The sequence below is a fragment of the Flavobacterium algoritolerans genome (assembly GCF_030010385.1).
GTDB classification, from domain to species: Bacteria; Bacteroidota; Bacteroidia; order Flavobacteriales; family Flavobacteriaceae; genus Flavobacterium; species Flavobacterium algoritolerans.
Window position 1 is genome coordinate 137,203 of the sequence record NZ_JASCRZ010000005.1, and the last position, 12,198, is coordinate 149,400.

Here is a 12,198-nt window from a genome sequence, read left to right on the forward strand (position 1 = left end):
AATGATTGCTTAAATTAATTTACAAAACTTTTATAAATAGAATACCCGTATAATTTTAATAATTGCCACTTAGTGGGGAAATTAGGAAGCATTTTAGAAAAAAACAAAAAACCTTCCCCGTAGCTTTGTTCGCGATTTAAACTGGTCATTAAATTCAGCTTCTTATTAACTATACTATTCTCAATGTTTGCCTTTTGACTTGAAAACTGTGAATCAATACGTACGTCATACAAAAGTCGTAGCAAAAGCTTTAGATAAGTACTGTTTTTTTTAATGTAGTGGGCAGAAACTCCTATATCCATCCGATATACAGCAGTAACATCATTCATATAATGTATTTTACCCCCTTCTTTAATGGTCCAAAGATAAGTAGGCCAATCACCAAAAGGATAATTGCGTATCCAATAAGGCAATTGTTCATCCTGTGTTTTTCTATTTCTAAAAAGTACCGTTACCGAAGCTATAAAATTATCCATAATTAAATCCTCAAAGCCCAGTATAGCTTTATCTAAATGATAAGAATATTTTTTTAAATCACCATTAGGGTACAACCTTTGGTAGGCGGTATAAACCATATCATATCCTTTATTTTGTTCTAAAAAATCAACTTGTTTTTGCAATTTTAAATCGTCAACCCAATAGTCATCACCATCACAAATCGCAACATACTTACCATCACAAGCCGCAAAAGTGCGCATATAATTACTAATCAACCCAATATTTTCGTTTTGTGCTGGTAATAATTTTACTTGAGAAGGAAATTTCTGAACATAACTATCGCAAATCGCTCTTGTTCCATCCGTGCTACAATCTTCTCCAATAACCAATTGAAAAGAAAAGTTTGTCTTTTGATTTATGATGCTCTCCAATGTTTGAGCAATATACTGCTCTTGATTGTAGGTAAGGATAAAGACACTAACTGTTATTACATTCATAAGTAATTATTCCCTTTTGATTTAAAAATGGTAAACCCACTAATTTTTTTAACAACTAAATTAATGATAAACTTTTTATTTTTGAGAATCCCTTTTAACTCTCTATTTTCGTGATATAACTTTTCGTAATGTGCTCTATATTGCTTAAAATATTTTCTGACCAGATAATTCCTCGTATCCATTGCCATATCATCCGTAAAGTTTTTTATCATAGAATTAGGAGCAACAAAATATTTAAATGTCACTTTATTTAAATGATGAAAAACAGTGTTTAAATTCCCTAATGCTATCCAAAATTCCCAGTCTTCTAACCCGTTGTGCGGTAAATTTACATCATACCCTCCAACAGCTTCCCAAAGTGATTTTTTATAAATAGCACACGAATCTATAATGTTATCAACTAACATCTTTTCATAGTTATATTGCGGTACTTTCCAATATCCTTCCTTGAGTCCAAAAAAAATAGCATCACCGTGAACTACACCTATTTTTTTATTTTGCACAAAAGCATTAACTGCACTTTCTATAAAATCATTAATTAACTGATTATCTGAATCCAATGGCAAAATATACTTCCCTTTTGCCTTAGATATTGCAAAATTTCGAGTTTTCACCAAGCCTTGATTTTCATTTGCATAGTAAATAAACCTTTTGTCCTTGTTTACCCACTGAAACGCTACTTCCTCAGTATGATCTAACGAACCATCATTAACAATAATTGCCTCCCAATCTTGATAGGTTTGTTCTACAACAGATTGTAAAGCAGCATCCAAATACTGACCTTGGTTATAACAAGGAACAATGATAGAAACTACTGGTTTGACCATATCATAAATAAATTAAAATTTCAATAAACGCTTAAATCGTGTCTCACCACGGCCAAAGAACTTAAAAATAGTATAAAAAAAAACAATTCGAATTAATTTAATTTTCAGTTGAAAATTATAACATAAGTTTTCCGACTTAATAAAATCCAAACAAATCTGACACCCTTTATATTTCTTCTGCGCCACACCTAATCTAAATAAAAATAAGACTGACTTTAATACTGATATTTTTACTTTTTTTGAATTTATTAAACTTAATACTGTTTTTTTAGCCTCAATAAATGAACGTATACCAAATTCAATATCTTTAAGAAATGAATCTATTAGCGAATTCAAACCTACTCTATAAAAAATCAATGTTTTATTTATTATTACATACTCTTTTAATTCAAAAAGTGCTCTAGCGAATAATTCATGGTCTTCTAAAAGATTCATATCTTCACGGATTGGCATATAAGGTGAAATTGATTTTCTTTTCCACATTGGCATCACCATCATCATAGGAAAAATTTCCATTACAAAATCTTCAAATATTGACTCTGTATAAATATTGTTTTCTTTATCATTAATTACATTAAATTCATTATTGAATTTAATATTAAACTCTTTTAGCTTACAAACTACAAAATCAGCATTCCCTATACTTTCAATTTTATATTTAAGATGATTCGGATGCATTATATCATCACTGTCAAAAAATTGAATATAGTATCCTTTACTACATGTAAATCCATAATTTCTACAAGAACTTGGCCCTTTTAACTTATCATCTGGTCTATCATAAAAAGTAAATCTATCATCGGCTTCAACATATTCAAGAGTTACTACCCTTGAATCATCAGTACTTCCATCATCGACTATAATACATTCCCAATTTGAATAAGTTTGTGCTATTATACTATCCAATGTTTCACGAATCAAATGGGCACGGTTGTAAATAGGGATAATTATAGAAATTAACTTTGAATTCATTTTAAAAAGTTTACTAGAATTTATTAGGCTTGTTACACCTAAATTTTATTAGATATAAAAACCGTAAAAGTATATACCACAAATCTAAGACAAAAGATTTCATTAAATAAAAAATACCTGACAGGAATCCCTTAATAGTACTGCCGATTCTAATTTCCTCATGCCACAATTGATAATTACCAATTACATCATTTTTGAACCTGAAAAACAATTGCTTTCTAGTTCGTTTAATCTCATAACAAAATATTGACTCCACAAAATCAATAGCATATCCTACTTTTAAAACTCTAGTGGTCCATTCTTTATCTTCAAAAGTAGCCACATCCTCCCTGAAAGGATGTTTTTCCCAAACTGCCCTACTGAAAGCCGAGCCTGAAAAAATCAACCCTGACTTATTAGGATCAATTGTAGCAGGTGTTTTATTAATAAAATTTTTATAATCATTAGTGCTATGCAAACAACGTAATCCGGCTAAATTAGGATTACCATCAAATTTCGCTTGTATCAAGCTAAAAAAATCATGACTAACAGGATACGAATGTGCACTAAAAATAACTACTATAGGAAATTGAGCTTCTCTAGCGCACACATTAGCACTCCCACCAAAACTAAAATTTTCGATGCTAACAAACCGTGCACCAAATTTTTTCGAAATTTCCTTACTGGAATCAGTTGACAAATTATCCACAACGATTATTTCTGCAACATCTTTTGCGTACCTTTCTGTCAAATTTTTCAATAAAAAAGAAAGGGCTACAGATTGATTTTTATTTCTGATAACAACTGAAATCATAGCTATACTTTTGGATAGAAAAACAGTTTTGAAATAATTTTAAAAGGCTTCGTGATCATTTTACCTATTTTATATTCTAATGAGTTTTTTATTTCCATTTTACTAGTTCTATGCTCGTTTAGCTCAAAAAAAAGAACAGTCATACAATTATCAAAATCTTGAATATATAGTTCTTTATGTTTTTTACAAATATATTCTCTAGAAGTTTCAAAGTGATTAGTTATTGTGTCTACCTGTCTAGATCTTTTTGCCTTTCTATAGAAAAACAAAAATTCTTGTATAATTTTATAATTCCAACCTCGCTTAGTAACTGCTATCCAAAATTCCCAATCTTCAAAGCCTTTTTTCATTGATTCATCATAACCATCAACTTCTTCCCAACACTTTTTTCGGTACAATGAAGTTGCTACTAATTGATTAACATATAATAAATATATCCAATTTGCCCCTCTAGGTTTTAAATTGAAAGATGTATTCTCAACGTTCTTACTAAAAAACTTAGTATAACAGGAAACAACTCCCAAAGATTCATCATCTAATAACTGTGGAACTAACTTTTCTAAAAAAACACTACTAATACAATCATCAGCATCTAATGGAAGGATAAAATCTCCCTCACTAATTTGTATTCCAGCATTTCTGGCACTTGATGGCCCTCCATTTTCTTTTTTAAGATACTTAAATCGGCTATCTAAAGCACACCATTTTTGAGCAATACTTTCCGTATCATCTGGGCTACCATCATTGACAATAATACATTCCCAACGGGAATACGTTTGGTCCAAAACGGATTGCAGCGAATCTTTCAAAAAATGCGCTTGATTGTAGCAGGGAACAATTATAGAGACTTGTACGCTCATCATTAAAACTGGTTTAATAATCTTAATTTTACTAACAATCTAATAATTCGGGATTTTCTAAAAGTAGTGACAATTTCTTTATAAAGAATAACATCGTCTAAATCTTGTACAAAAGCGGCATAATCCTGTTGTAATACCTGTTGCTTTTCAGCCTGTTTTATTGCTCTGTTCGCAGGATTTGAACTCATTCCGCCAATATAAAAAGTAGACAAAGTCGTGTTCATTTTTTTATAGGTTAAATTATATTTACAAATACTGTCTAAAAAAAACTTCCAATCTGAAAGTATCTTAAAATCTTCACTATACAAATTTGTTTTTTCAAAAGCCTCTTTAGCTATAAAAGTAGCTGGATGCGGCAAGGTATCTTTTACAAAATAGGAAAAAGAGAGTAATTCAGGATATTCTTTAATAAAAACTTTATGTCCTTCTACCACTTGCAAATTGAAATAAATAATAGCCACATTTTTAATTTCCTCATGATTTTGTTCCAATACTTTAGTTGAAAAAAAATGATCACCACTGTTCAAAAAAAGTAAATAATCTCCGGAGGCTTGTGCGATTCCCTTGTTCATGGCATGATAAACTCCTTTGTCTGGATCACTGACCCAATACGCAAATTGATCCGATTTACTTTCTATATACGCCACACTTCCATCTGAGGAACCGCCATCAATAATGATATGCTCAAACGCTTGCCACGTCTGACTGGAAACGCTCTCAATCGTTTTTTGCAATCCTTCCAGATTGTTATAATTGATGGTGATGATGGAAATTTTAGGTTTCAAATGTTAGTTTTTAGTTCTTTCGGTACAAAAATGGAAAAAGGATTTGTCTTTGTCTAATTATTGGAAAATATTTGATACTTAAATAGGTAAATAAAATTTTGGGATTTGTAAAAAAAACGGAAGCCCAATACAAAGTATCAATAATCAAGCTGTTGTTTTCCCTAAATTTAAAAACCCATAACCAGTTTAGAGTGCTATCAATATGATGAATCGAAATGCCATTTTTACAACTCCAGAAAATAGTAGATTCATACAACTTGATATTGTATATTTTATAAATAGCTTCTTGGTTAAAAATATTAGTTTCATGAATCCCTCTTTTGGCCAAAGGAATATCAATAATTCCAGATTCTAAACGACACTTTAGGGCCATTTTATAAATAATATCCGAATCCTCAGCAACTGACAACAATTCATTAAAATAGCCTATCCTATCAAAAACTGATCTTTTAACCGTCAATCCATCTAAATGCAAATACCCAAATTTACTCGAAATCACGGCGTCAAAAAGTTCTTCCGATTTTATTTTTTGAGAAACAGTGCTCAATTTAAATGTTCCTTCTTCCAAAGGATTTAGTGCTCTATAAAAATGAAATCCAACGGCATTATAAACTCCTTCACATTTTGTATCCTCTTGAAATACCTTTTTATCATTAATAAAACGATTGGGTAAGTAAAAATCATCGGCATCCAGAAATGCGATATAATCTTCACTGCTATTTTTAATACCTAAATTTCTAGTGGCAGAACGGCCTTTGTTAATATGATATTCATGATGGTAAATTTTGATTTTAGCACTTGACACTTGCAAGGTTTTAATAATTTGCAACGTGTTATCTGTACTCCCATCGTCAACAACAATAACTTCATTCACTTCAGGCTGTTTGACTGCAGAAACAATTGCTGCTTCTATAAATTGCTCCACATTATATGCCGGAATAATTACTGATACGGAAAAAAGCATTTTATTGTTGGTTTATAGTTTTGGGATATAAAAATGGAAAAAGTTCTTTTCTAAGCCTAATTACAGGGAAATATTTGACACTTAAAATTGAAAAAAACAGTTGGGGATGGGGGAAAAATAATTTTGCCCAATAGCCTATATCTTGAAATAATTTGTTCTTTTCTTTATGCTTTATAATCCAAATCGTTTTTAATAGAATATCAATTGTATTCGATGCAATTTTGTTTTTACTACACCAAACTAACAAGGACTCATAGAGTGGAATTATATTCTTTTTATACAAATCCGTCTGATCAAAAACATTGCTATCATGTACCCCACGCATCGCTACCGGTTGGTCAATAATTCCAGTTAGCAAATTACATTTTAAAGCCATTTTCCAAAAAACATCGGTATCTTCCATAACGTCTAAAGCTTCATTAAAAAAACCAATCGTATCAAAAACTGATTTTCTCACTGTTAGCCCATCTATTGAAAAATGACCTTTCTTTCCTGAAAACAAGGTTTCAAAAAGTTTCTCTGACTTTATTTTTTCGGTAACCGTGTATAATCCAAGTCTGTCATGCTCCACTATGCCAACCTCTTTATAAAAATGTGCTCCAATAGCATTATAAACCCCATCACAGTTATCATTTTCTTGAAAAAATTTGATATCATTTGTAAAGCGATTGGGTAAAAAATAATCATCGGCATCCAAAAAAGCAATGAAATTTCCTGTTGCTTTTTGTATACCAAGATTTCTACTGGCAGAACGTCCTTTATTCCATTTATTTTGATGATGGAATATTTTAAGAATAGGAATTTGTTTTTGCAATTGGTCCAAAAGCAATCCAGTTTTATCAGTGCTGCCGTCATTGACAACCACAATTTCAGTCACTTCGGGTTGTGCAATTACGGAGGCTATCGTTTTCTGAATAAAGCGTTCGCAATTGTAAACCGGAATAATAACCGAAAGGGTGAAATGATTGTCCATAATAATCTTAAAATTTATCTAACAAGCCTAACTTAATTAACCAATTAATTTTTCGAGATTTCCTTAGATTTCGAATGATTCTTTGCTGAAGAAAATACTCGTTCAAATCATCCAGGAGTACCGGGAATTCTGTTTCTAAAACCTGAGTTCTTTCAGCTTCTATAATAGATTGATTTTCTGGTAACGAACTGATTCCGTCTTTGTAAAAAGTCGAAAAAACATCATCTACCTTTCGATAGGTTACATTGTATTTTAGTATAGCCTGTAACAACAACTTCCAATCAGCCACTATTTTTAAACTTTCGTCATAATAACCCACTCTCTCAAAGACGGATTGATGTATAAATGTACATTGATGACAAGGTAAATCATTATACAAATAAGAAAATGACATAACTGCAGGATTCTCTAATACGTATGAGCTTCCGTTATCTATAACATCAATATTAAAATAAATAACATCCTCATTTATGAGGTGATTTTGGACTTTTTGTAACGAAAAAGTATCACTAAAATGATCTCCACTATTCAAAAAAAGTAAATATTCTCCAGTAGCCTTTGCAATCCCTTTGTTCATCGCATTGTAAATCCCTTTATCAGGTTGACTAACCCAATACGTAATGTTATCGGTTTGACTTTCTAGATATTCAGCGCTTCCATCCGTTGAACCGCCATCAATAACAATGTACTCAAACTCTTGCCACGTTTGGCTTGTGACACTTTCTATGGTTTTTTTCAGACCAAGAAGGTTATAGTAATTGATAGTTATGATGGAAAGTTTCTTATTCATTTTAATTAAAGGTTAATTATTATTTGTCAACATCTTTAACTTTAAAGCAAACTGTTTTATATTTTCAATGTATGATAAATCATACTTTAATTTACATATTGGGTTGTTTATTACTTCAACCATTTTTTGAACTAATTCGTTATAATTGTTTGGAGAAAAAAAATAGCCTTTATCCCCTAACTGTTCTTGATGAACAGCAATATTTGAAACAATTAAAGTTTGGTTTAGTGCTTTTGCATCTTCGACTACAGTACTCCACCCTTCAAACAAAGAAGGTTGAATAACTGCTTGCGCATTTTTCATCAAAACAAGTTGATCTATCCTATCTATAAAACCTAAAAACAGTATTTCATTTTCTAATTTATAGTCTATAACTTTTTGCTTCAAATTACTAGTATATTCAGGATTCCTGTAATCATACTCTTTACCTGTAAAAACAACTTTTACAACAACCCCTTTATCCTTTAAAATCTTAACCGCTTCTATTATGGAAATATGATTTTTATGTTGCCAAAACTGATTAGGCGAGAAAAAATAATCTCCTGTAATCCTGTATTTTTCTTTAACAACTTTTATGTCAGCCTTCATTAAATCCGGATGCACAACTGCAAACTGCAGTACTTTTTTTTCGTTTTTTGAATCGGGATAAAACGTATCAAAATCATTTAAAGCTGATTGGCTACTAAAAACAATTTTATGATTTAACTGAATCATATTAAGATACCTTTCATGACGCATTTTTACATCTTCTTTTGAAAAAAAATTAGGAAGAAATTTTTCTTGTAAATCAGGTATCCAAAACACTAAATCATTTATATGCTTCAAATGATTTGGAACATCAAAAAGGGGGAATAACCATTCTAACTCTATTTTTTTTGAAATTAGTTTCTTTTTCATAATTCTAAAAGAAACCCTATTAATAAATGTTTCCATTTTATTATAGTGAATAGCATGACTAACAAATTTCATTTTTGGGTATCCCGTAACTTTTTTTAATTCTTCGAAAACTTGTTTATCACTGGCTAAAATATGTAATTGAATTTGTTCTGTTTTGGGAAGATAATTTAGCGAACGAATCAAATTCTGGATATAATAGGCACCACCAATCCAATCTTCATTGTAACTGTAAATAATTCCTATTCGCTTTCCTTGAGCCATGCTACATATTTTTTTAATCCTAAATGTAAATTAAATTGAGGCTGGAACCCTTTTTCTATTAGGATTTGCATATCAGCAAGCCAATTATATGGATCTCCTACTTTAATTTCTTCATTAAATACTATTTCCTTTTCTGGAGAAAAAACCTTAATAAAACCATGTGCCGCCTCAGCAATTGTAGTTTCAACATTACTGGCAACATTATAGATGGAACCTTTAAAAGTTGAATGCTGAATAACTAAATCAATAATTTGCAATAAATCATCAATGTAAATAAAATCCCTAGTTTCATTTCCTGTTCCAAAAAGTGAAATCACATCACTTTGAAGAGATTTCTGGTATAAATCCCAAAATAATTGCTTTTTTAACCCAGGTCCATAAGCGGAAAAAACCCGTAAACTACAGGTGTTTAAACCAAAAAATTTATGATACTCAGTAAGCAGCAACTCGCTTTGCAGTTTGTGAAAACCATAAGGTGATAATGGTTTGCAAGATGTATTTTCAGTAATAGGCAATGTTTTTGGATTGCCATATACAGCTGCGCTTGAAAAATTGATAAACTTACATTCCGGATTATAATCCCGAATAGCCACTAATATTTTTTGAACATTGACCACATTGAGTTCAAAATCTTTGGAAGGATTCTCAAACGAAAAACCTACATGAGCAGAACCCGAAGCATTAATACAAACATCAAATTGATGTTCTTTAAATAATATGGAATAATCCGAATTCTGACGATTTATTTTATAAAAATTCTCAACCGATGATTCGTTGACATCGGCTTGCCATACTTCGAAGTTTTTAGACTCAAAATATGCTACGCAGTGACTTCCTATAAATCCCCTAGAACCTATGATTAAGATTTTCATTTTGTTTTAATAAATTTCATACAACAAATTGCTCTACTATGAGCTGCAAAATCATCTTTCTTCCCAATTTGAGTATGAGGATTAAATGATTCCGAATCATTACAATCCTCTTGTGATGCTATAACCCAGCCTTCTGACAAATATTTAAAAAAAGTCAATTCATATTCCCCTAAACGGTCTATTTTTTGAATAATTTTTTTTACCATTTCATTATCAAACTGTTGAAAAAAACCGTGATTTTCAAATTTACCATAAGGGAATGTCAATAATAATTGTCCATTAGTTTTTAATACTCTCAATAATTCATCAATTACTTTTAGATATTCATAGCTTTTATTTGTAACTAAGTCCAAAGTTGATTTTAAATCATATCCATATATTGAATTATCCATATCAATATGTTCAATCGTAGATTGACAAACAATTTCTTCAAAAAAATCATTCTTAAAAGGTAATTCTCTTAAATCACCGTAGACATAAGATATTTTTTTTTCGTTATAGTTCTTGCCTTCTGGATAAAAGGTATAAATATACTTTTCTTTGTTTTCGATTAATTCATTACTCAATAAATAATCAAAATTGAATGTTGAACCCGCATCTAAAAAAATAGTTTTGTCTTTTTGAATATTTGCAAAAATCCAAGGATACTCTACAATTCTTTCATCTAAGCGGAAACCATAATTATCAGGCACGGTTCTATTTTTAAATGATTTTAAAACGGAATCATCATTTATAAATTTAGTAATCGATTCTCTTTTATGTTCATAATACCCTTCAGACCAAGGAATTTGACCATTATTAAAAAAAAATTTGTTTTTTAATTCTTGATACTTTTTTTCTTTCTTAATATCTTGATTTAAATAATATCGATGTATTTTTTTGATTATTTTTTTGAGCATTATCTTTTAATTATTTAATTCCCATTCACAGTTAACAATTACGCAGCCATAATCTGCGGTTCCATAAATATGAAAGTCACTTCCAGTTTCGACAATCTGAAAAGACAAACATTTTTCTTGAAAATCTAACAACTCTATGTTAGGAATATGCAACCCAAAAGTTAGAGAATAATTATTTGGAACTAGAAATTTTCTAGGAAGAAAAGTTATAAAATCAAATAAATCATTTTTATTTAAATAATCATTAACTTTAACTTCTGATGTAAAAACTATTAAATCATTTTTATCTATAACTCTAAAACTTAAGTATGCACTAAGATGTTTTTTGGCAATTTTTACTGTGATTTTTATAGCAATCATTTCATCAAAACCAAACTCAGTTCGGTTTACTCTCATCTCATCAACTAAAGATAAACTAGTAAATCCTGATTCTTTTACATCATTATTTACATAATTCCCTTTATAACCTTCATATTGATTGGATTGTAAATAATAATCTATTCCATCATCTGTTTTACCTTCAAAAACAATCATACCGTTTTCCATCATTATGGCTTTAGTACACAATTGTTTAATAGCCGCCATATTATGACTCACAAACAAAACTGTCCTACCGCCCGTTCTGGAAATATCCTGCATTTTCCCAATGGCTTTCTTCTGGAATTCAGCATCACCTACAGCTAATACCTCATCAATAATCAAAATTTCAGGTTCTAGAAATGCCGCAACAGCAAAAGCCAAACGCACATACATCCCGCTGCTATACCGCTTTACAGGTGTATCAATATAGCGTTCACAACCAGAGAAATCTATGATTTCATCCAGTTTAGCTGTGATTTCTTTTTTGGTCATGCCCAAGATAGCGCCATTCAGGTAAATATTTTCTCTACCTGTCATTTCACCGTTAAATCCAGTACCCACTTCTAGCAAAGAAGCCACGCGACCACCAAACTTTATACTGCCCGTGGTAGGTGCTGTAACGCGGGATAAAATCTTTAATAAAGTAGATTTTCCTGCTCCATTTTTTCCAATAATCCCAATTACCTCACCACGTTCCACCTCAAAATTGATATCCTGTAGCGCCCAAACATAATCACTTTCACCTTTGGTAGTGCGATCATTCGTATCGCCAATTTTTAAATACGGATCTTCTTTCCCGCGAAGCTGATGCCACCAACGGTTCAAGTCATGCGTTAACGTTCCAGTACCTACTTGACCTAAGCGATATTGCTTTGAGATGTTTTCGGCTTTTAATATAATATCTTTCAATGGAGGTTTATTTGGTTAATCGTCTAATAAATCAATTGACAATTTTAAATAATAATAATAATAATAATAATAATAATAATAATAATAGATTTTTTGACCTG

At 30.8% G+C, this 12,198-nt stretch carries 13 protein-coding genes; all 13 read right to left on the reverse strand.

Annotation, left to right across the window (positions count from 1 at the left end):
* Positions 1-14: 14 nt before the first annotated feature.
* Genes QLS65_RS11795 through QLS65_RS11855 form a run of 13 tightly spaced genes read right to left on the reverse strand, consistent with a single transcriptional unit; the run spans position 15 to position 12,097 of the window.
* The gene (locus tag QLS65_RS11795; RefSeq protein WP_282717928.1) at positions 15-935 is read right to left on the reverse strand and encodes a glycosyltransferase; all 921 of its coding nucleotides are present in this window, start codon (positions 933-935) and stop codon (positions 15-17) included.
* Positions 932-1,762, reverse strand: coding sequence for a glycosyltransferase family 2 protein (locus QLS65_RS11800; protein ID WP_282717930.1), 831 nt, complete (start codon positions 1,760-1,762; stop codon positions 932-934). Before QLS65_RS11800 ends, QLS65_RS11795 begins: the two co-directional genes overlap by 4 nt.
* A 12-nt stretch (positions 1,763-1,774) precedes the next feature.
* The gene (locus QLS65_RS11805; RefSeq protein ID WP_282717932.1) at positions 1,775-2,734 is read right to left on the reverse strand and encodes a glycosyltransferase family 2 protein; all 960 of its coding nucleotides are present in this window, start codon (positions 2,732-2,734) and stop codon (positions 1,775-1,777) included.
* Positions 2,735-2,747: 13 nt separating this feature from the next.
* Positions 2,748-3,527 carry a glycosyltransferase family 2 protein gene (locus QLS65_RS11810; RefSeq protein WP_282717933.1) on the reverse strand — a complete coding sequence of 260 codons (780 nt, stop codon included), beginning with the start codon at positions 3,525-3,527 and terminating at the stop codon, positions 2,748-2,750.
* A 2-nt stretch (positions 3,528-3,529) separates the two neighbouring features.
* Entirely contained in the window at positions 3,530-4,390 is an 861-nt protein-coding gene (locus QLS65_RS11815) for a glycosyltransferase family 2 protein (RefSeq protein WP_282717935.1), read from the reverse strand.
* Positions 4,390-5,172, reverse strand: coding sequence for a glycosyltransferase family 2 protein (locus QLS65_RS11820; RefSeq protein ID WP_282717936.1), 783 nt, complete (start codon positions 5,170-5,172; stop codon positions 4,390-4,392). Before QLS65_RS11820 ends, QLS65_RS11815 begins: the two co-directional genes overlap by 1 nt.
* 10 nt (positions 5,173-5,182) lie before the next feature.
* Positions 5,183-6,136: a glycosyltransferase family 2 protein gene (locus QLS65_RS11825; protein ID WP_282717937.1), complete on the reverse strand. Its 954-nt coding sequence runs from the start codon at positions 6,134-6,136 to the stop codon at positions 5,183-5,185.
* Position 6,137: 1 nt separating this feature from the next.
* Positions 6,138-7,109 (reverse strand): glycosyltransferase family 2 protein, encoded by a 972-nt coding sequence (locus QLS65_RS11830; RefSeq protein WP_282717942.1) that lies wholly within the window; start codon positions 7,107-7,109, stop codon positions 6,138-6,140.
* Between the two features lie 7 nt (positions 7,110-7,116).
* Positions 7,117-7,899 (reverse strand): glycosyltransferase family 2 protein, encoded by a 783-nt coding sequence (locus QLS65_RS11835; protein WP_282717944.1) that lies wholly within the window; start codon positions 7,897-7,899, stop codon positions 7,117-7,119.
* A gap of 12 nt (positions 7,900-7,911) precedes the next feature.
* Positions 7,912-8,979, reverse strand: coding sequence for a glycosyltransferase (locus tag QLS65_RS11840; protein WP_282717946.1), 1,068 nt, complete (start codon positions 8,977-8,979; stop codon positions 7,912-7,914).
* Between the two features lie 56 nt (positions 8,980-9,035).
* Positions 9,036-9,929, reverse strand: a complete 894-nt coding sequence (locus tag QLS65_RS11845) for an NAD-dependent epimerase/dehydratase family protein (protein ID WP_282717947.1) — start codon at positions 9,927-9,929, stop codon at positions 9,036-9,038.
* Entirely contained in the window at positions 9,926-10,828 is a 903-nt protein-coding gene (locus tag QLS65_RS11850) for a class I SAM-dependent methyltransferase (RefSeq protein ID WP_282717949.1), read from the reverse strand. Before QLS65_RS11850 ends, QLS65_RS11845 begins: the two co-directional genes overlap by 4 nt.
* Before the next feature lie 6 nt (positions 10,829-10,834).
* Positions 10,835-12,097, reverse strand: a complete 1,263-nt coding sequence (locus QLS65_RS11855; protein WP_282717950.1) for an ABC transporter ATP-binding protein — start codon at positions 12,095-12,097, stop codon at positions 10,835-10,837.
* Positions 12,098-12,198 lie beyond the last annotated feature (101 nt).